This is a genomic window from Microcoleus sp. S13_B4 (genome assembly GCF_036700885.1).
In the GTDB taxonomy this organism is placed as follows: domain Bacteria; phylum Cyanobacteriota; class Cyanobacteriia; order Cyanobacteriales; family Microcoleaceae; genus Microcoleus.
The window spans coordinates 368022-389492 of sequence record NZ_JAUBPU010000001.1 but is presented as its reverse complement, the minus strand read 5'-3'; the positions used below and the strand labels follow the sequence as shown (position 1 = coordinate 389492).

Here is a 21471-nt window from a genome sequence, read left to right as displayed (position 1 = left end):
TATCTGTAGGGACACGGCACAGCCGTGTCCGGGATGGCGACGCACAGCAAACAATCACATCAAGTAGAATTAATCTACTTTAAAAGCGGATAATACAGTTCTCCTGTTGAGTTGATATAACCGGCCCTATCGCCCGCTAAATTCCCCGTTCCCATAAATACGTCAACTCTCCCCGCGCCTTTAATTGCACCGCCCGTATCTTGATCCAAAACGTAGCGATTTACCGCATTTTGTTCAAGTTGTCCCGCCGCAGTCGGATAAGGGAGTTTTGTACTAATTAATGCTAGTGCACCGGGGGGCATTAAAGCTTTGTCCGTGGCGATCGACCTTTCCGCAGTTACGGGAACTCCAATGCTTCCTGTGGCTGGAACTCCGTTAGTATCCCGGAAGAATACAAAGCTTTCATTTTTCGGCAAATACTTGTTCATCTCTGCGGGAAAGTTGGTGAAATATTCCTTTAGTTTCGGCAAAGTCAACTCTTCTAAAGTAAACTTTCCGTCTTTAACTAATTCTCGCCCGACTCCTGTATAACTGTGACTGGTTTTGCCTGCAAAACCGACTGTCATGACGCTACCATCTGTTAGCTGCAATCTCGCAGAACCTTGGACGTGCACGAGAAATGCTTGGAAGCGATCGCGCAACCAAACTAATTCTAATCCCCGCAGCAATCCTTTACTTGCCTGCAAAGCATCTTCGCCTTCTAATTGCAATCTTGTCGGGTGAGGTTTCGGCCAAGATGCCATGTTTGGCGGCATCCGGTACAGGGGATAACGGTATTCGGAATTAGGCGTGCGAGAGGCTGCATAAGTCGGCTCGAAATAACCGGTAAATGCTACTGTTCCTTTGCCGTCTTTGCCCGTGGATTTGTAAAATACAAACTCGCGCTTGACAGATCCCTGAAGTTGTGCGGGAGTTGTGGAACTGACAACTAATTGGCGGAATCGATCGAGGGAACGGCGGACTCGATCGCGCGTAACTCCTGCGACTGGATAGCGGCTGTAAGCAGTGGCGGCGGCCGAGGTATCGAGATAGCGGAGGCTGTTGTCGATCGACCTTAACAGCAATTCCCGATCGCCCGGATTGCCATTTTCGCCCCAGATTTGAGCGTCAAAGGCGAGATGATCCGACTCGCCAGCTTGCAATTGATTTAAACTAATTGGTTGCAGTGGCGCAACTGCAACGGCGGGTACCGAAAAAGCGATCGCCAAAACGCAACAGGCGATCGCTAATAGCTGATAGCGAAAAATCTTGTTCAATTTCCAATTTTCCCTACTCAATAGATGATTTTCCTTATTCATCAAATCGCTCGACGCTAGAAGTAAATACCGGTTCTACGCGAATTGCGAGAACGCTGGTAGGCCGAACTACCATGTATTCGCCTTGAATATTTTTGATCGGGACATTAACAAATTCTGATGAATCTTGTTTGGGAACCAGAGTTTTATACCACTGTTGAAAATCTTGCAGCGTTGAAAAACGGATTTCTTCGCGGTGGCCGCCCTCAAGCAACAGGTGCACGGAATATTCACTGGGAGTTCTAGGCATAGGAGATGGAGAGAGTTGTTGGAGGACAATCTAAAATCTAAAATCTAAAATCTAAAATTGATGTGGTTGCCCTCAAGCAGCAGGTGCACGGAATATTCGCACTTGTGTTCTAGGCATATCTGTATTTTAGATTTTTGATTTTAAGCTTTTGGAACGATTCCATATTTTACCCCTTCCTCGGCGCATTCCCTCATCTAGTAGGTTGGATTGAGGGAGAGAGGGAGAGTGGGAGAAGGGGAGAGTGCGAGAGTTGTTGGAGAAAAATCTCAATCTAAAATCTAAAATCCAAAATCTTAAATCGATTGACGGCGGCCCCCATCTGCGGCTACGCTGTGAAATTAAGGTTGCTTTGCTTGCAGAGGAGGCAGCCCACGTCGCTCAAAAATCTAGTTGCACTCCCTCCGCTTCGCTCCGCCCAAAGCTGCTACCAACAGCAATGGACAGCTAACCGCCAAACTGATTACAGCAGTCTGGAGGCTAATGGAGAATTCTAACACTCTCTGTAGCCGCCCTGCTCTGTGTTACCGTGCGGGGCGGCTGGGTTTTTGGGTTTTCCTAGAAAACCAAAAACCAGGAGACCATATTATGTCACAGGAATTCGTGCCTGACGATAACTTATCCGCGCGTCCAAATGACACCTCAGCAGTATCGGAACAGGAAGTCGTGCGGATCACGGTTGTCGGTTCCCGCGCAGCCGTGTTAGAAACCATTCACACCTTGTACCGACTGGGATTTGGCGCCGTCGGGGATTGGAGCCCGCCGCAGCGAGGTACAAAGCCGGGACAAGTGATAAGCGTACTCATTCGCCGATCGCGCAAAGCTTAAAAATAGGCTGAAATACGCTAGGGACACGGCATTGCCGTGTCCTCCATCGCCGCGGCTACATGGCTGGATCTCGGATTGTCACATTCTCCGAGGGAGATGGCGTCCCGCCCCGCAAGCTACGGAAAATTTCATCATCCAACCCGGTTAATTCTACCCGTTCCCCACAGTCAGGACACCGCGAGTGCCTAAGTCCCTAAAATGATTAATCCGGCGGAATACAGGGATTGTGTATTTTAGAACACGATTTGACCGCAACACTTAAAATAGTCTGGATTTACCGATCGACAGCACCCTTTTCTCATCAATATTTCGGGTTAGCTGGGGGTGTCTGTCAGCCGGAGTTGCGAGGTTCTGCTTCCAAAATGCTGATAATGGTGCACAATTTCAAATTAACAACAAAACTTGCACTATTTTGAGTAAGCTTTTGGTGGAACAGCTTAGAAAGCCTGTTTCTAAGACTGATGCTGCCAAATATCAAATTAATCCTCCACCTTGTCCAATTACTAATTACGAACCTATGCCCCGTCGTCAAGACTTAAAAAAGATTCTTCTCATTGGTTCCGGCCCAATTGTTATCGGTCAAGCGTGCGAATTTGACTATTCAGGAACACAAGCTTGCAAAGCTTTGCGAGAAGAAGGTTTTGAAGTAGTGTTGGTGAATTCCAACCCGGCAACGATTATGACCGATCCGGAAACTGCCGATCGCATTTACATCGAACCTCTAACGCCGGCCATCCTCGAACAAATCATCGCTAAAGAAAGACCTCAAGCAATTTTACCGACTATGGGCGGTCAAACTGCGCTAAATTTAGCAGTTGCTGTCGCTAAAAATGGCGTTTTAGAAAAGTATAACGTCGAGTTGATTGGTGCTAAGTTGCCAGCTATTGAAATGGCAGAAGATCGGCTATTGTTTAAGGAAGCGATGGCGCGAATTGGGGTCGCAGTTTGCCCTTCGGGAATTGCCAACACTCTCGACGAAGCCAAAGCAATTGGTCACCAAATCGGCAGTTATCCGTTAATTATTCGTCCTGCTTTTACAATGGGCGGCACGGGAGGCGGCATTTCTTACAACCAAGAAGAGTTTGAAGAAATGGCACAAGGCGGGATCGATGCCAGTCCAGTATCGCAAATTTTGATCGAACAATCTTTGATTGGTTGGAAAGAGTACGAACTCGAAGTAATGCGGGATTTGGCAGATAATGTAGTGATTATTTGTTCGATCGAGAATCTCGACCCGATGGGCGTCCACACCGGCGATTCGATCACCGTCGCCCCGGCGCAAACTCTCACAGACAAAGAATATCAGCGCCTGCGGGATGCTTCGATTAAAATTATCCGCGAAATCGGAGTTGAAACCGGCGGTTCCAATATTCAATTTGCCGTCAATCCTGTCAACGGAGATTTCATCGTTATTGAAATGAACCCCCGGGTTTCTCGTTCCTCCGCCTTGGCCTCGAAAGCAACTGGTTTCCCTATTGCAAAAATGGCGGCAAAATTAGCGGTAGGTTACAGCCTAGACGAAATTTCCAACGATATCACCAAGAAAACTCCCGCGTCTTTTGAGCCAACAATTGACTACGTGGTGACGAAGATTCCCCGATTTGCCTTTGAAAAGTTCCCCGGTTCCGAACCGACTCTGACAACGCAAATGAAGTCAGTTGGGGAGGTAATGGCGATCGGGCGCAGCTTCAATGAATCCTTCCAAAAAGCCCTGCGGGGATTGGAAACAGGCCGCGCAGGTTTCGGGTGCGACAAACCGGAAAAGTTGCCTAGTTTGGAACAAATTCGCGCCGGATTGCGGACGCCAAATCCCGATCGCATTTTTACAGTTCGCCACGCGATGATGATGGGAATGTCGGTGGAAGATATCTTCGAGTTCACAGGAATTGATCCTTGGTTTTTGGATAAAATGCAGGAATTGCTGGAAGCTGAGAAGTTCTTGAAACGAACGCGGTTGGAAGAGTTGACAAAAGAGACAATGTTTGAAGTAAAGCAGTTGGGTTTTAGCGATCGCCAAATTGCTTACGCCACCAAAACATCCGAAGATCAAGTCCGCGCTTACCGCAAACAGTTAGGCGTAATTCCGATTTACAAAACAGTCGATACTTGTGCCGCTGAATTTGAAGCGTTTACACCGTATTATTATTCCACCTACGAAGCGGGAGCGGCAATTTGGGAATTGGGCGATGAAGAAAAGAAAGTTTCGCCTGTAGGTCACAGTCTCGCGCCGGAGTCGGAAGTTTTGCCTTCTACCAAACGAAAAGTGATGATTTTAGGTGGCGGGCCGAACCGAATCGGACAGGGAATTGAGTTTGATTACTGCTGCTGTCACGCTTCCTATTCCCTAGGAGAAGACGGCTTTGAGACAATTATGGTCAACTCGAACCCGGAGACGGTTTCGACGGATTATGATACGAGCGATCGGCTGTATTTTGAACCGCTAACAAAAGAAGATGTTCTCAACATCATCGAAGCAGAAAATCCCGAGGGAATAATTATTCAGTTTGGCGGCCAAACGCCACTGAAGTTGGCGCTTCCTTTACAAAAAGCTCTCGAAAATCACCCCGATGTACAAACAAAAATCTGGGGAACTTCCCCGGATTCCATTGATACTGCTGAAGATAGGGAGCGATTTGAAAAGATTCTGCGGGAGTTGGATATTCAGCAAGCTGCTAACGGTTTGGCCCGTAGTTTTGAGGATGCTTTAATAGTAGCTCAACGTATCGGTTATCCGGTAGTGGTGCGACCGAGTTACGTATTAGGCGGGCGAGCCATGGAAATTGTTTATTCCGATACGGAATTGGAACGTTACATGACCTATGCCGTGCTGGTAGAACCCGATCATCCGATTTTAATTGATAAGTTTTTGGAGAATGCGATCGAAGTTGATGTCGATGCGATCGCCGATGTTACTGGCAATGTGACGATCGGCGGTATTATGGAGCACATCGAGGAAGCGGGAATCCACTCCGGCGACTCTGCTTGTTCTATCCCTTACCAAACGCTTTCTGATGCAGCTTTGGCAACAATCCGTCGCTGGACTGTAGAATTAGCAAAATCCCTGAAAGTAATCGGGTTGATGAATATTCAATTTGCTGTTCAAGGGGAACAAGTTTTCATCTTGGAAGCTAATCCGCGAGCTTCTCGAACAGTGCCTTTTGTGTCCAAGGCGATCGGAGTTCCCTTAGCAAAAATGGCCTCGCGAGTCATGTCTGGCAAAACTCTAGAAGCTTTGGGTTTTACTGAAGAGATTATACCCACTCATGTTTCGGTAAAAGAAGCAGTATTGCCCTTTGCTAAGTTTCCGGGAACTGATACCTTGTTAGGGCCAGAAATGCGATCGACCGGCGAAGTCATGGGAATTGACACCGATTTTGGCAAAGCCTTTGCCAAAGCTCAATTAGGTGCCGGACAAATGATGCCATTGTTGGGAACCGTGCTGGTTTCGATGCGCGAGCGGGACAAACTAGCAGTTGTACCCGTTGTCAAGGAATTCTTAGAATTGGGTTTCAAAGTAGTCGCAACTCACGGTACGCGCAAAGTTTTGCGAGAGCAAGGTTTAGAGGTAGATTTGGAATTAAAACTACACGAAGGGCGGCCGAATTTGTTGGATTCGATCAAGAATGAGAAAATTCAACTAATTATCACCACACCTTCCGGCGAAGAATCCCGAGCCGACGGAATCTTTATCCGCCGCACAGCTTTGACTTACAAAATCCCGATTATTACTACAATAGCCGGTGCCAAAGCGACAGCAGCGGGAATTCGATCGCTCAAATCCCACCCGATGGAAGTAAAAGCAATTCAAGACTATTACCCGCAAACCTAGACTGCGAAACACCCTATGTTTAGGGTGTGCAGGGCGCACTATTAGTGTCAACTTAAGCTTTTAGTCCGCCAGCCCTCCCCCTCACCCGCCAGTCCGCCAGGGAATGAATTCCCTGTCTTGTTTTATAGCTAAAGTCCTCTCAAAGAGGACTGAAGAACTCATTAGTCCTCATAGCGAGGACTTTCGCTTTGAGGCTCTTGTTGAAACAAGAGCCGGACTGAGGGTTTAACGTTAAGTTGACACCTATGACCGCGCACCTTATCCTAAACATAAGGTGCGCGCCACCAAAACCTAATCTGCATCGGAATCCAAAACTCCGCTAGACAACATCAACCTCGGCCAAACTAACAAGAAAAAACCCATCCAGGCTAATAAAGGAATCGCGACTAAAACAGTTATCCAAACAGTTTTTAATAAAAACCAACTACCGGAAATCAGACTCGTGCCTGTCAAAAGAATCGACCAAGGCTGACACCACCAAGGTTTGTAACTCCAAGGACTAATAGCTTTTTGATTAGAAAGTTTTTTATCAGAAATAGATTTCATATTTTTAGTGATTGTTTATGGAGAATAGTCTGGCTAGCTGGATTAACCGAAGTTAAACATTCATCACTTCTTCTGCTGTCAGCATTAATTCGGGAAAAGTCCGCGACACAATTCGTTCACTGCCTTTAAAGGCGCTTCTTTGATAGTTACCATCTGCATCCAAAAGGTAAACAAATACAGTTGGAACTTTGGGATTTCCCAGAAATTCCCTGCTGCCAATTGCTAAATAATCGACAATCCAATACTCAGGAATTCCGAGACGCCGATATTCGTCCAATTTGTCTATATAATCGTCCTCCCAATTGGTTGATGTTACTTCCACTGCCAGTTGGATTGGTTCTCGTAAGGCAGCATAAGCAGAACGGTTCGATCGCCACAAGTCGCGATCGATTACGCTGACATCCGGTCTCCGCCCTTGTTCGATGCCGGCTTTACTTACAGTTCTGATAACGGTTGTAGTGTTGACTACATAATTCAAATTTAGTCGCCGGATTTCATCATTGAAGCCAAATAACATGAAAATAGCAACATCATCATGATTTCTTGTGGCATTCATCTCTACAATTTCTCCATTTACCAGTTCATAGAGTCCATCTTCTGGACATTCTACAAGGAATTGGTCAAAGGTTAATTTTTGCGTGACTGTTGCAATCATAATATTTATCCTTATTTTGCAGTAATACTATTAGTCTATATTACCACAGGCAGGAATGAATTTGTTTTTTTGACGGCCGAAATCAAAAGACATCCAATTCTTAAATCTAAAATCTACAATTAAAAATCTCAAATCGATTCAGGTAAATGGTAAAATACGATCGCCAGCGGGCAGATTGAGTTAAATATGTCACCTACTTGCTAGGGTAGAAAGTAACAAACCTAGAAATCGAGCCACTCCCAGGTCAACCCCGAACCATGAGATTAGACGAAGCCGTAGAATTTGCCGAAAACCCAGAGCCGCGCTGTCCCTGCGTCCTCCTGCTGGACACCTCCGGCTCCATGCAAGGCGCACCCATAGATGCCTTGAATGAGGGGCTGGAAATTTTTAGGAATGACCTAATTAAAGACGAACTAGCTAAAAAGCGAGTCGAAGTCGCGATTATTTCATTTGACAATCATATCAAAGTCGTGCAAGACTTCGTGACCGCCGACCAGTTCGAGACGCCACTACTGACAGCTCAAGGACAAACCCACATGGGCGCAGGCATTCAGCTAGCACTAGATACCATTGCGGCCCGCAAATCCGAATACCGCAACAACGGCATTACCTACTACCGCCCGTGGGTATTTATGATTACCGACGGCGAACCTCAAGGTGAATCAGACGAGGTTGTGGAAATAGCAGCACAGCGGATTAAAGAGGAAGAAACTAACAAGCGCGTGGCATTTTTTGCAGTTGGAGTGGAAGGTGCTAATATCACCCGTCTGGCGCAAATTGTGGAGCGCACGCCTGTAAAATTGAGAGGATTAGACTTTAGAGAGATGTTCATCTGGCTGTCGGCTAGTATGCAGAGAGTTTCTCACTCAAAAATTGATGAACAAGTAGCACTGCCACCGCCTGGATGGGGAACTGTTTAGTCATTAGTCATTGGTGATTAGTCATTGATGATTAGTAAGAGTGCCGTCTCCCTACGGCACTGCCGTATCTCTACAAGGGCTAGTACCTACAAACCCAGAAAAGTGCTGTAATTAGGGATAAATAAACCCGTCCTGACTTTGCATGGTTGTGAATTTACGAAGTTTTGAATTAAAGAGTTATTAATGCAGAATTCATCCTTTAATTGGCAAGTTGTAGCGGCATCGGTGATTGGTACGAGCCACGAAAAACGATCGCAGCCTTGTCAAGATGCCCACTGCTGGCGTCTCTTGCCAAACGGTGTTTTAGCGGCAGCAGTTGCCGACGGTGCGGGTTCGGCAGCACTCGCAGAAATTGGAGCGAAAATTGCTGTGGAAGCGGTTGTTGAAACGATTTGCCAGCAACAAGAAAGGCTACCTGAAAATGACGATGAATGGCAGGTATTCTTGACAGCATCGCTGCAAGTTGCGCGGGCGGAGGTAGAAGCAGAAGCGGCAGTGCGGGAAGTTGCTGCGAGAGACTTAGCCTGCACTTTGATTGCTGTTGTTGCTACGCCGGAATTAATCGCAGTTGCTCAAATCGGCGACGGTGCGGCGGTAGCAGGTGACAGTTCAGGAAATGCGATCGCCCTGACTGTACCTCCCTGCGGCGAATACATCAACGAAACTATCTTTTTGATTTCGCCGAATGCGATAGAAACAGCGCAATTTCAGGTACTGCGGGAAAAACTGCGACACTTGGCCGTTTTTTCCGACGGCTTGCAAATGCTAGCTCTCAAAATCCCGGAAGGCACGCCACACGGGCCGTTTTTTGCGCCTTTGTTTCGGTTTTCTGGCGAGTGGAAAGAAGAAGAAGATGCGAAACAGCAGTTAGAGTCATTTTTGCGATCGCCCCGCGTTTCCGAACGCACCGATGATGACTTAACTTTATTGTTAGCAACTTTTGCGAGTTCAGAGGCACAGGAGAATTAAAAATAGACATTTTGCCAAAGCCAACACCCATCTGCGTGAATTGGCGTTGATCTGCGGTTAAAAATTTCCGATTCTGAATTTTGCAACAAGTCTAATGCGTTCAACCTAATCAGCGGTGAAAATTTGGCGCCCTTCTATAATAAAATCGAGGTGTCAACAATTCTGGTTTAGTTTGTACAGTAGGTCGTCGTTTGCAAGCACAAGAGATTAAGGATAAGCTCAACTCCCTAATTAGCGCAGCAGATCCAATAGATCCGAGTTTGGCGAGAAGATTGGATGAAATCAATCGCTGGGTGAAAGATGTTAAACCCGGTTCGCTAACTGCTAAAAAATTTGTGATGGCTTTTTTGCTGCAGCTTATCCGAGATTCTCAGGTTTGGCTGGCAGTTCAATCTCTACCTTCAGAAAGAGAACAGCAAGCCGCGTTTGAGTTAATGACGCCGGGGGAAAGGTATTGGTACAGCTATCTATTTCCTAAATGGCTGAGCGAAAACGATCGCAAATTTTACATCTGGAAACAAAAACTCAAAGCAGGCAAATTCGAGCCTGGTGATGATCTCGTGATTCGGGCGATCGCAGCTCGAATTGTCGATCGCCAAGGCACTGTTTTGTATCGATATGTTGCAGATCTTTCTATGGCAACCGATTCGATCGTTAGCAATCGCCAACAACAGCCCCTCTGTATTCAAGTTACTACTCTTTCGGATGAGTTTTCTCAACAAAAATATCAGAATTGGCAACAAACTCTTCAAGATTGGGGGATTGACAGAGGATTATTTTTAAGTTATGATAAAAATGATGCAAATTTCCTGAACCAGCTAGTTAACATTGCATTATATAATAGCGATAATTTGCCCGCAGGTCGTTACCTCAAGTTCCCGTAAATCCAGCATATCTGCTGCTGAGAATAATTCGACTGCTTCAAACTCGGTGAAAAAGAAATTTTGACTCACTCACATATTGCACAATTTTCGACAAGGCCAAAAACCTAACCCCCAGCCTGCTTCTGGAAAAGGTAAAACAGACCAAGATTTTTCCTCCCCTTTTCTGTTTCCGGGAGGAGTCTGCCAGACGGTGGCAACAGGTGCTTGAGACGAAGGCTAAGCAATGGGAAGATTTACCGCAGCAATCAATCGGGTGAAATAACTAGCAATTAGCTATAAATTGAATTGAGATTTGATTTAATTGCGGTGAAATTGTTGGAAATAAAATCTAATTACATCAAAATCAAATACTATGACAGTACAAGGTACACACACCGTTGAAAATAACTTGCAGAAAGTCTGGGAAGAACTGGAAGCCGCGAGAAAAATGCAGGATGAATGGATGAATTACGGGGTAGATTTTGTGGATTTGTATGTTGAAGATGCTGGCGGTGATTGGTTGGAAAAGTGGGGAAAATGTGAAGAAGAATTAGAGCTAATAAAAAATAAAAAGGCAGATAGTGAAGCAGTCAAACCAGCGATCGACCTCTCCAGCTTTCAGCAGACAAAACTGGTGGGAAGCACCTTGAATTGCCCTTATTATACCAGCAATTACCCCGATCGCCCCGAGGAGTCTCCCGCTTGGCAAGAGGTTAAGTACAAACGGCTGTCACTCTTAGGCGCAGCGATTTTTGGTGCTGTTGTTACCGATTACCTCTACCGTGAATATCCAGAACTCGATCCAGATGCTATCTCAACCTTAAAAGCTCGTTTAGCAGACTCAAAAAAAACGGCGGAATTTGCACAAAACTTGAAATTAAACGAACTTAGTTGGCTAGTATGGAACGGGAAAGAAACAGACAAAAGCGAGTACAATATATCTTTTTTAGAAAGTTTTGAGGCTTTGTTTGCCGCGATTTACTTGGAGTTAGATCGCGATTTTTGCCGTGGGGGAAACTGGCTGATTGAACACTTGATTGCACCAACGGTTAGCCAGCATCTGGATCTAACTCAGCCGCAACCAATGGCGCCCGAAAACGAGGTGAAACGGCGGGAAATCCTGGGTGCGGATATTCTAGATGCGATCGCGATCGACTATTTGTACAACCGCTTTCCCGAACGCAACGCCAGCCAGCTAACTCGCTGGAAAAATATGTTAGTGGCTAAAGAGATTTTTCCCAAAGACTTTAAGACCAAATTAGGCAGTCATTACCTGGAATTGCAGAGCAATTTCTCGCGTACGCGCGACTGGTTGGTAGATAACTTTATCAAAAGCGCAGTGGACGAACTGCTAGAGGAAAGCGACACTCAACCAGAATATCTGATTGACAGTGCCAACCCGGAATCGCTGCCCGAATTGGTCAGCCGGATTACAGACAAAAAGTGGAAAAATGAATTTGTGAGAGTTGTCAGCATTTTGCAACCTGCTGACGAACTTTTGCTGCTGATGCAACAAAAATTAGATACTATGGCGGCTAAAGATGAAACTTTGCAGCAGTTGTTAATCTGGGCAAATCACAAGTCTCAGTTAGTGCAAAGGAATTTCAAACCAGTCGAAATTCGGGCTTTTTATGTGGCCTTAGTTTGCGTCCTCGATTTGACTTTGACTCGCGTCCTTGATCCGAGTCTGAAGTTTGATAGATCGAAAGTTCGCAAGTTTCGGAATTGTTTGGCAAAGGCTGGAAAAAATGTAGAATTGGCGGATGTTAACGAGTCTCTGAAATTGGCTTTTGATGATGTGGCGAGTATCTTGGCTGGCATCTTGGCGCTGGATATTGAACCCGAACTTAAACAACTGCTGGCACAATTTCAGACTCAGATGCCTGATTTGCAAAACTGGAAAAAGTGGCGCAAAGATTGCGGTCGCTGTTGGCTGGCAAAATTCAAAACTGCGATCGGCTACAATAGAAACTTTTGCCCCCAACAGAAAACTTTGCTGAAACAGTATTACTATGCCCACAACTTACTGGTGGAATGCCTTAACAGCGATAATTGTCAGGTGACACCGGCCGTCAGGCAAAAAATTGAGGATAAAATGTTGTTATTGTCGGTGGATTTGAAGCTGGTTCACATTTAATTTTGATAGCGCGGACGGGCGGGACGCCCATCCCACTAATGGACGGACGGGCGGGACGCCCATCCCACCAATGGAAACAGGGCTTACCCACTCCCACCCAAGAAACCGGGTTTTTTACCGAATCTGCGGGCTGCAACGCCTCTTTTGGTGAAAAACCCGGTTTCTCCTCACCCGTGCCTAAGTCCTAACAAAGGTAAGATTTAATGGGCAAGTCAAATTTATTGAGTGATGGCTTCCAAATCCTGTATCCCATAACGGAATTCTATGCAGTTGCAGCGCCAATTTAGCGGACAACTGATTGCGATCGACACCAAAACCGCGATCGCCAGTGGGGGTGAAGGTCGCATCTACCCGATCGCCCAAGACTCGTCCCTTGTAGCCAAAATCTACCACAAACCGACAGACGAAGACGGCGACAAACTCACAGTCATGTTCAGTATGCCGCCGGATGCGCCGATCGCGGAACCCGGGCACGCTTCCATTGCTTGGCCGATCGATTTGCTGCATACTGTCGGCGGGCGAGAAAAAATCGTTGGTTTTGTGATGCCGCGCGTCAACAAAGTGATGCCGGTACACACTTTCTACACTCCCAAAACCAGGCGCGAACAAAAACCGCTATTTAGCTATCTTTACCTCCACCGTACCGCCAGAAATCTCGCCTCGGCTGTAAATGCCCTCCACGTCAGGGGTTACGTCATCGGCGACGTAAACGAGTCGAACATTCTGGTGACGGATACGGCGTTGGTAACGCTGGTAGACACGGATTCGTTTCAAGTGCGTGATCCTTATACGGGTTACGTTTATCGGTGTCCCGTCGGGAAACCCGAGTTTACGCCGCCCGAGTTGCAGGGCCAGACTTTCCGCGATATCGATCGATCTCCAGAGCACGATTTGTTCGGTTTAGCTGTATTAATTTTTCAATTGCTGATGGAAGGTACGCACCCGTTTTCGGGAGTTTATCTCGGTAGCGATGAACCGCCGCCTTTGGAAGCGAGAATTCGATCGGGCCATTTCCCCACAGGTACGAAGCGGATTCCTTACCGCCCGATGCCCGCTGCGCCTCCTTTCGAGATGCTGCATCCCCGGCTGCGGCAGATGTTTATCCGCTGTTTTGAGGAAGGGCACGGCAATCCTTCGGCGCGCCCGGATGCGAAAACTTGGGTGAATGCGATTCGGGAAGCGGAAGATGCTTTGGTTACTTGCAGCAAAAACAGTCAGCATAAATACGGCAATCATCTGAGTCGGTGCCCTTGGTGCGATCGGGCAAAACTCCTCAAAGGCCGCGATCCGTTTCCTTCGCGGCAAGCAATCAGCAACGGATTGCACTTGCAGCCTGCGAAAATCAAGCGTAAAAAGCCCCAACCACCGCCTGTCGTGAACCCACCCGCAGTGCGCCGACAACAGCCCGCCACGGGGCTGCCGCGCCCCCTCGGTCAGTACGCAGTGCCGTTGCTACCGATGCCGATGTCTCCTCGGAGTCGAACTCCTGCGCCTCGGGTTCCGGTGGGCAAGTTTGAGCGCATTGTTCAGGATGCTGCTTGGGGAGGTGTTTGGGGTAGTTTGTGTTTGGCGGCGATCGGAGGGATTTATTCGGTAATAGCTGAGGGCGGCGGCGCTATTTTGGGGGCGATTTTTGTTGGTACGATTTGGGGCTGTTTTTTTGGGATGATGTGGGGCATTTTTACTTTGCCGCCGAATCAGATTTGGCGGAAGTGGGGCGGAGTTTTGGTGGGGGCGGCTTGGGGCGCTTTTTTGTTGGCGGCGATCGGCGGTGCGGTGTTTGGCGCGATTAATAGCACTCCGGGAATCGGGAAAGTGATTTTGTCAGGGGCGGGGGTTGGTGCTGTCTGGGGCTGTGTTTGGGCGAGTTTTCAGCCTCCTCTGGCGCTGCCGGTGGGGAGGGTGTGGGGCCGGCGGGGAGGGTATTTGGGGGCTGTCTGGGGCTCGTTTGTGGGGACTCTGGCTGGTGTTTTTTTGGGGGCTGGGCTGGTGGTTTGGCAGCAATACGGTGTCCAGATGCGGCCGGTGGATGAGTTTGCGGGTTTGCTGCTTGGTGTGGCGATCGTGGCGGCTGGTGTGGGTGCTCTTGGGGGTGTGGTTTCTGGGGGTTTGTTGGGTTTTTGCGGGTTTTCGCCGAAGTTGCCGATTTCGTTTCAGCCTTCGGGTGTGAGGGGTGGGACTTTGGGGGCGATTTGGGGCAGTTTTTTGGGTACTTTTGCGGGTGCTGTGTTGGGGGCGGTGGTGTCTGCGATGTTTCCGGCTGTCAGCGCTGGGGTGCCGGTGGAGTTGGGGCCTGTGGCGGGGGCGATCGTCGGGGCTGGTTTGGGGGCGATTTGGGGCTTGGTTTCGGGTACTGTTTGGGGGGCCTTGGGGAAGTGGTGAAGGAAGAAGCAACGATGTAAATGTGCAACCGCAGATATTTCTCTACAACCTATTAGCCAAGCGCCTGAACAAAGCGTGCGTGTTCGAGCGTTTGACGTTTCGGGGCGATCGCACCTCTGATCCCCTCTACTTGAATTTAACTTAGTCTTAACTTAAACTTAACCTGAATTCCCTAGTAAATCTAGCGACTAACCGGAGTTACATTAAGTCAGCCTGCCACGCCTGGGAATGCGTGCGCGTGAAGAGCGAGTTCTAGTAGGAGTACAGGCAATGAGTTCTATCTTTTTCAGCCCCAACGATTGGCAAACAGTGACCTTTAGGCTGACGGCGGCACTACTGGTAGGCTTCGCGATCGGCATGAACCGCCAGCAGCCAGGTAGACCAGCAGGTTTAAGAACCTTTATGATTGTGAGTCTAGGCGCAGCTATATTTGTAATGATTCCTTTGCAGATGGAGGGCGACAGCACCTTTTCCTCTTCCAATGCTTTGAGCCGAACTATCCAAGGAGTTGCCACAGGGGTAGGCTTTCTGGGGGGCGGAATCATTCTGCAACAAACTCAATACCCACGGGGTAAAGCTGAAGTCAAAGGATTAACTTCCGCCGCAACTATTTGGTTGGCTGCCGGATTAGGTGCAGCGGCAGGTTGCGGTTTGTGGGTGATGAGTTTGATAGGAACGCTTTTTGCACTCTTGGTTTTGAGTGGCGTTAAACGGCTTAAGAAGTCTGCCTTAATTCGTGCTTATGCTAACAGCCAACCAAAAACACGAGTCAAAGATGCAGCCTCAGTGCCCGATCGGCAGCCAGAATAACTGAGCTTCCCTTTCAACAAGTACAAGATATACTCAGCACGGCAAAACACAATCCTGAGTAGCTGAGTAGCATTTGTGGTTAATTGGTCTGGCTTGAAGCTCCGAAAGTTTTAGGTTAAAAGAGAAGCCAAATTTTGTTTATGGGTGATAGGAGCCTGAGTAAGTAAGTCCGATATTGCTGTCTTAAACCCCGAAAAATCGGAGTAATACTTATAATATAAACACTTCTTTTTGACATACTATTTGAACTAGGTTTCCAGCCAGAATTGCGCTATCCAACAAATCCCGATCAAAGATAATTTGATTTGTACGCTTTTCTCAAGCCGATTTTTACTTGAGATGACAATGACAATTCGGCTTTTCAATCAAAGACTCAACCAAAGCATTCAAAGCAACCGCCGCCAACAACCCGCCACCAAAAGTCCCCACAGTCGTAATAAAAGCAACGCCCGATCGCACTAACCGCCGTTTCGCCACCGGAGAATGACTAAAACCGATCGGCATTCCAACTACCAAAGCCGGTTGCAGTTGCCCACACTCGATCGCATCGCAAACCGCCATCAGCACAGACGGCGCATATCCTATCACTAATATACATCCTTTTTCCAGTTTCAACAACTTATCAAACCACTCACGCTGCTGCCAGAATTCCTGTTCCGCTTCCGCCGCAGCATTGATGTGCGGGTCATCAATTAAAGTTGCAATACTTGTTCCCAAATGCGCCAATCTAGTTCGATCCAAAGCCGCAAAAACAGGCGGCACATCAGCCACAATTTGACACTGATTTTTCAAAGCTTCCCGCGCCGATTTAATCGCCGTTTCGCTCAACTTCACAAACGGCAGCAGCGAACAATCTCCGCAGGCTAACACCAGTTTAGAAAGCAAGTCTACCTCAATTTCCGAGCGATCGGCCAAATCCGGCAACAAATGCTGCAACGACTCCCCAAAATCCTCCGGGTGAGTGTGCGCCCCCGCATCCCAACCCTCCCAAAGTTGTTCCAACTCATCCAACCCCCCCTCAGTTTCCGCCTGCAACAGCCTTAATTGCGCCAATGCGTCCGCTTGCACCGCTTGACAGGAAATATCCCGCCCCAGCAATCCTTCCAGCGCCGAAGCCGTTTCTCTGAGGCGAACAATTTGCTGAATAACCGACAGATATTGCCGTTGCAGAGTCGCCATCAGCGCGTCAGGGGAAGCATCCGCGTCTGTTTCTAACAGTTTGCGGATGTGAGACAGTTGAAAGCCTTGCTGCTTGAGTGCGACTATTCTTTGCAGTCTTTGCACGTCGCTGCGGGTGTACAGTCTGTAGTTAGAGGTCGATCGCACCGCCGGAGATAGCAGCCCCAAAGCGTGATAATGTCGCACCATCCGAGGGGTAATTGTGCCTTTTACCGCTTCTGTAAGTTGTTTGATTGTCAGGTATTCTTGCATTGGATTTTTTAACCGCAGATATGGGCGGATAAACGCGGATGGACGCAGATGGGTATGGAGGGTTATTGAGTTTTGTAATTTTGTTTGGTTTTACTCTTGACATTGACATTAATGTCAATGTTTAGGCTACAGGAGTCTTTCTACCAAATCAAGCTTTACAAATGACTTCTAATTTTTTGTCACTTTCTCGCATCTCCCACGTAGCAGAAGAACATCCAGATGCTGTGACTGCCGCCCTGTGCGGAATTCTAGTAATCTTGGGTTCGCTAGCCCTGCAATTCGGCTGGCTGGGTGTAGCCGTGTTAATTTTGCCCGCAGCTTATGTTATTGGTGGCTATTCCAGCACCCGTGAAGGCTTAACTACGCTTTTTCAAGAACGCGAATTAGATGTAGATTTGTTAATGATTGTCGCTGCTTTGGGCGCGGCCGGTTTGGGGCTGTGGCGGCAAGAATATCATTTAATTGTTGACGGTGCGGTGCTGATTTTAATCTTTGCAATTAGCGGCGCGCTTGAAGGTTATGCTATGCAGCGGACTGAACGCAGCATCCGCAGTTTGATGAGTTTGACTGCGGATACTGCTAGGGTGGTAATGTACGGCGGGGAACGGGAAGTTGCGATCGACAAATTGGAAATTGGCGATTACATTTTAGTTAAGCCCGGAGAAATCATCCCCACAGATGCGATAATTATTGAAGGCTACAGTGCGATCGATCAAGCCTCGATTACCGGCGAATCCATGCCCGTGGAAAAAACCAGGGGCGATGAAGTCTATGCAGGTACAATTAACGGTGTCGGCGCGCTGAAACTCGAAGTTCATAAAACTCCAGAAAGCAGCTTGATTCAGCGAGTGATTCGGCTAGTCCAAGAAGCGCAAACAGCAGCGCCGCCTTCTCAAATGTTTGTAGAAAAATTCGAGCGCGGTTATGCCAAATTAATTGTCGGTTTAGGCTTGCTTCTCGCAACTTTGCCGCCCTTTGTTTTGGGCTGGAATTGGGAAGAAACAATCTATCGGGCGCTGATTTTCCTAGTAGTCGCATCCCCCTGCGCGCTGATGGCTTCGATTATGCCCGCGCTGCTTTCGGGAATTGCTAACGGGGCGAGACAGGGGATTTTGTTTAAAAGTGGCGCGCAATTAGAGATGATTGGTAAAGTCAGGGCGATCGCCTTTGACAAAACCGGAACTCTCACCGCGGGAAAACCCGAAGTGCTCCAAATTGTACCAGCAGCCGGATATACTGAAACAGAAGTTCTGCAATTGGCGGCATCCCTAGAAGCTCATTCCGAACACGCGATCGCCTCTTCAATTGTCAGCGCCGCCCACCAGCAACAGTTACAATTGTCAACCGCTACCGACGTACAAGCAAAAATCGGTCAAGGAATAGTCGGCAAAGTCAACAATCAAATCATTGCCATTGGTAAAGCCGAATTTGTCGAAGCAACTTCCGAATTAGCTCAAATCAGCCAGCAGTTGCAAGCAGAGGGTAAAACCGTTGTTTGGGTGGCAAAAAGCGATCAACTTTTGGGAATCATTGCAGTAGCAGATACCCTCCGCCCCGAAGCAGCAGCAACGGTAAAACGCTTGCAAAAATTAGGCGTCGAACATATAATTATGCTAACCGGCGACAACGAGCAAACAGCTCAACACATCGCCCGTCAATTAGGCATCAACGAAGTGTACGCCGAACTTTTGCCAGAAGACAAAGTGCAGGCAATTAAACAACTGCAAACCCAGTATCAAACTGTAGCAATGGTAGGAGACGGCATCAACGACGCCCCCGCCCTCGCTCAAGCTTCCGTGGGCATTGCGATGGGAATTTCCGGCAGCGATGTTGCTTTAGAAACTGCTGATATAGTATTAATGGCAGATAAGTTAGAGCAACTAGCTAAAGCAATTAGTTTGGGCCGCCGCGCTCAAAAAATTGTTAAACAAAACATTGTTTTTGCACTCAGTTGCATTGTGCTGTTATTGGCGGCTAATTTTTTCGGAAATATCACCATGCCTTTGGGCGTCATCGGTCACGAAGGCTCTACAGTAATAGTAACCTTAAGCGGTTTGCGCCTCCTGAGAAATTAGACACGAAAAAACCGCGATTTAATCGAGGCAGAGCCTCTGGAAATGCGTGCCCAGGTAGAACCTGGGAACGAGAGTCTTATCTGCGTTCATCTGCGTTAATCCGCCTTCATCTGCGGTTAAAAATTCAAAAAATTATTAAGAAAAACTACAATTTGTGTTTGCGTCACTCAAAATAAGCTAGCGTCAAAAGTATTAAATCATACCAAAACCAGAAGTTGCTCAAAATTGCAATAAAAATTAACCTAGAAAAAGTCTAGAAAATGGTATAGAACAAATTGCACCAAGAGCAATGGAAAACAAGTTTTCTGTTGGAGGCTATTATGAACGAAAAAGTCATTGGGGCCGCGCGGAACGTTGCAATTGTTGGCCCTTATTTAAGCGGTAAAACCGCACTGCTCGAAAGTTTGCTGTCGGTGACAGGGACAATTACCCGCAAAGGAAATGTCAAAGATGGCAACACAATAGGTGATAGTTCGCCGGAAGCGCGCGATCGCCAAATGAGCGTAGAAGTAAACGCCGCCACCGCTGAATATGAAGGCGTCCGCTTCACATTTCTCGACTGTCCGGGCTCGGTAGAATTTGCCCAAGAAACTTACAATGCGCTAATCGGTGTGGATGCGGCGATAATTGTTTGCGAACCCGTTGCCGATCGCACTTTAACCCTCGCACCCCTGTTTAAATTCCTCGATGATTGGGAAATTCCCCACTTAGTTTTCATCAACAAGATCGATCGAGCTTACACAGACGAAACTACTTGCGGCACCAACTTCACCGAGGTGATCGACGCGCTCAAATCCGTTTCCAGTAGACCGATCGTACCTCACCAATATCCGATCGGCAAAAACGAACAAATCATCGGTTTTATCGACTTAGTAACCGAACAAGCTTACCACTACCATCCGGGCGCCGCCGCAGATCCCGTCCCGCTTCCAGAACACCTCAAAGCACAAGAAAGCGCAGCGCGGCAGCAAATGCTCGAAGAATTGGCGAATTTTGACGACCATTTACTCGAAGAATTGCTCGAAGAAATCAATCCCGACGCCGAAGAAATTACCCGCGATTTAAAGATGGAATTAGGCGCCGATTTAATTGTGCCAGTATTCATCGGCATCGCCGAACAAGATTTCGGCGTGCGGCCTCTGCTGGAAGCTTTGCTGAGGGAAGCGCCGACACCGGAAACTACAGCCGATCGCCGCGGTATTATACAAAGTGACAACCAAGTTCTGGCTCAAATCCTCAAAACCTATTACACGCCGCAGGGAGGCAAACTATCCTTAGTGAGAATGTGGCGGGGGACGCTGGCAGACGGAGCAATTTTGAACGGCGTTCGAGTTAACGGTTTGTACCGCTTGACCGGCCAGCAAACGCAAAGTTTGCAGTCTGTCAGCGCGGGGGAAATTGTGGCTTTGGGAAGGCTAGAAGGCGTGAAAACAGGCGATACGCTGGCGCTAGACCGATCGGAAGAATTGCCAAAAGCCGAAATCATCCCGCCTGTCTACGCACTGGCGATCGTCCCAGAAAAGCGCAACGATGAAGTTAAGCTGAGATCCGCTTTAGCTAAATTGCTAGAAGAAGACCCATCTTTAGTCTGGGAACAGCACGGCGACACTCACGAAATTATACTTTGGGGTCAAGGCGAAATCCACCTGAAAGTAGCCTTAGACAGGTTGCGCCGCAAGTATAACTTGCCGATGGTAACTCACTTACCGCAAGTGCCGTACAAAGAAACCATCCGCAAACCTGCATCTTCCATCCACGGGCGCTACAAACACCAAAGCGGCGGGCACGGACAATTCGGCGACGTGTACCTCGACATTCAACCGCAGCCACGAGGAGAAGGCTTCAATTTCACCGACAAAATAGTCGGCGGTGTCGTCCCAAAACAGTACATTCCCGGCGTGGAAGTGGGAGTCCGCGAGTATTTGGATCGCGGCCCGCTGGGTTTCCCGGTGGTAGACGTAGCGGTGACGCTGACGAACGGTTCCTACCATTCTGTGGACAGTTCCGAACAAGCTTTCAAGCAAGCGGCGCGTTTGGCGATGCAGGAGGGAATGGCGAAGTGCGAACCGGCATTGCTGGAGCCGATCGCCAAAGTTGAAATTTGCGCTCCGAACGAGTGTACATCAAAGGTGTTGCAGTTGGTCAGCGGACACCGCGGCCAAATTCTCGGCTACGAAGGTAAGAAAGACTGGAAGGGATGGGATGCAGTTTCTGCTTATTTGCCGATCGCAGAAATGCAGAATTTGATCGTAGAATTGCGATCGCAGACAATGGGAGTAGGATTTTTTAATTGGGAGTTTGATCGATTGCAAGAAGTGCCGGAACCTTTAGCTAAGCGGGTTTTGCTAACGACTGGCGGCAATGGAAACGGCAACGGCAAAAGTTAAGCTGTAGCGGCGGGTTTCACCAACCATCTTGACAATCATTCAAAAGATAAATAAACCCGCCCCCGCCCCACGGCAAATCTGAATGTACTTTGCGATT

General features: G+C 47.9%; 16 protein-coding genes. 11 read left to right on the top strand and 5 right to left on the bottom strand.

The features are described from left to right. Positions 1 to 74: 74 nt before the first annotated feature. Positions 75 to 1256, bottom strand: a complete 1182-nt coding sequence (gene mltA / locus QT994_RS01550) for a murein transglycosylase A (protein WP_445243856.1) — start codon at positions 1254 to 1256, stop codon at positions 75 to 77. Positions 1257 to 1290: 34 nt separating this feature from the next. Then, positions 1291 to 1545, bottom strand: coding sequence for a hypothetical protein (locus QT994_RS01545; RefSeq protein WP_333046692.1), 255 nt, complete (start codon positions 1543 to 1545; stop codon positions 1291 to 1293). Positions 1546 to 1786: 241 nt separating this feature from the next. On the opposite strand from QT994_RS01545, the gene QT994_RS01540 reads away from it, so the two are divergent. From QT994_RS01540 to carB, 3 genes are all read left to right on the top strand, one after another. Next, positions 1787 to 1993: a hypothetical protein gene (locus QT994_RS01540; protein ID WP_333171181.1), complete on the top strand. Its 207-nt coding sequence runs from the start codon at positions 1787 to 1789 to the stop codon at positions 1991 to 1993. 137 nt (positions 1994 to 2130) lie between these two features. Beyond that, positions 2131 to 2370: a hypothetical protein gene (locus tag QT994_RS01535; RefSeq protein ID WP_333171178.1), complete on the top strand. Its 240-nt coding sequence runs from the start codon at positions 2131 to 2133 to the stop codon at positions 2368 to 2370. 517 nt (positions 2371 to 2887) lie between these two features. Next, positions 2888 to 6199 carry a carbamoyl-phosphate synthase large subunit gene (carB, locus tag QT994_RS01530; RefSeq protein WP_333171266.1) on the top strand — a complete coding sequence of 1104 codons (3312 nt, stop codon included), beginning with the start codon at positions 2888 to 2890 and terminating at the stop codon, positions 6197 to 6199. 291 nt (positions 6200 to 6490) lie between these two features. On the opposite strand, the gene QT994_RS01525 is transcribed toward carB, so the two are convergent. Together QT994_RS01525 and QT994_RS01520 are read right to left on the bottom strand one after the other, a co-directional pair. Next, positions 6491 to 6745, bottom strand: a complete 255-nt coding sequence (locus QT994_RS01525; protein WP_333046688.1) for a DUF6737 family protein — start codon at positions 6743 to 6745, stop codon at positions 6491 to 6493. Between the two features lie 52 nt (positions 6746 to 6797). Continuing rightward, complete coding sequence (locus tag QT994_RS01520; protein WP_333171174.1) at positions 6798 to 7400, bottom strand: Uma2 family endonuclease; 603 nt, start codon at positions 7398 to 7400, stop codon at positions 6798 to 6800. A gap of 257 nt (positions 7401 to 7657) precedes the next feature. On the opposite strand from QT994_RS01520, the gene QT994_RS01515 reads away from it, so the two are divergent. The 6 genes from QT994_RS01515 (at position 7658) to QT994_RS01490 (ending at position 15481) form a co-directional block, all read left to right on the top strand. Beyond that, entirely contained in the window at positions 7658 to 8320 is a 663-nt protein-coding gene (locus QT994_RS01515; RefSeq protein WP_333171171.1) for a VWA domain-containing protein, read from the top strand. A 183-nt stretch (positions 8321 to 8503) separates the two neighbouring features. Further along, entirely contained in the window at positions 8504 to 9289 is a 786-nt protein-coding gene (locus QT994_RS01510; protein WP_333171168.1) for a PP2C family serine/threonine-protein phosphatase, read from the top strand. Positions 9290 to 9480: 191 nt separating this feature from the next. Beyond that, positions 9481 to 10173 (top strand): hypothetical protein, encoded by a 693-nt coding sequence (locus QT994_RS01505; protein ID WP_333171165.1) that lies wholly within the window; start codon positions 9481 to 9483, stop codon positions 10171 to 10173. Positions 10174 to 10525: 352 nt separating this feature from the next. Continuing rightward, positions 10526 to 12289 carry an NACHT C-terminal helical domain 2-containing protein gene (locus tag QT994_RS01500; RefSeq protein ID WP_333171161.1) on the top strand — a complete coding sequence of 588 codons (1764 nt, stop codon included), beginning with the start codon at positions 10526 to 10528 and terminating at the stop codon, positions 12287 to 12289. A 264-nt stretch (positions 12290 to 12553) separates the two neighbouring features. Next, a complete protein-coding gene (locus QT994_RS01495) occupies positions 12554 to 14671 on the top strand; it encodes a DNA-binding protein (RefSeq protein WP_333171158.1) in 2118 nt (705 codons plus the stop codon). Positions 14672 to 14941: 270 nt separating this feature from the next. After that, a complete protein-coding gene (locus QT994_RS01490; protein ID WP_333171154.1) occupies positions 14942 to 15481 on the top strand; it encodes an MgtC/SapB family protein in 540 nt (179 codons plus the stop codon). A 330-nt stretch (positions 15482 to 15811) separates the two neighbouring features. Here the strand turns inward: QT994_RS01490 and QT994_RS01485 are convergent, their stop codons facing one another. Then, on the bottom strand, positions 15812 to 16912 hold the full coding sequence (locus tag QT994_RS01485) for a precorrin-8X methylmutase (RefSeq protein ID WP_333171151.1): 1101 nt from the start codon (positions 16910 to 16912) through the stop codon (positions 15812 to 15814). A gap of 161 nt (positions 16913 to 17073) precedes the next feature. Between QT994_RS01485 and QT994_RS01480 the strand changes: the two genes are divergently transcribed. Further along, entirely contained in the window at positions 17074 to 18987 is a 1914-nt protein-coding gene (locus tag QT994_RS01480) for a heavy metal translocating P-type ATPase (RefSeq protein ID WP_333171148.1), read from the top strand. Positions 18988 to 19307: 320 nt separating this feature from the next. Then, complete coding sequence (locus QT994_RS01475; RefSeq protein ID WP_333171145.1) at positions 19308 to 21374, top strand: elongation factor G; 2067 nt, start codon at positions 19308 to 19310, stop codon at positions 21372 to 21374. The last annotated feature ends 97 nt before the right edge of the window (positions 21375 to 21471 follow it).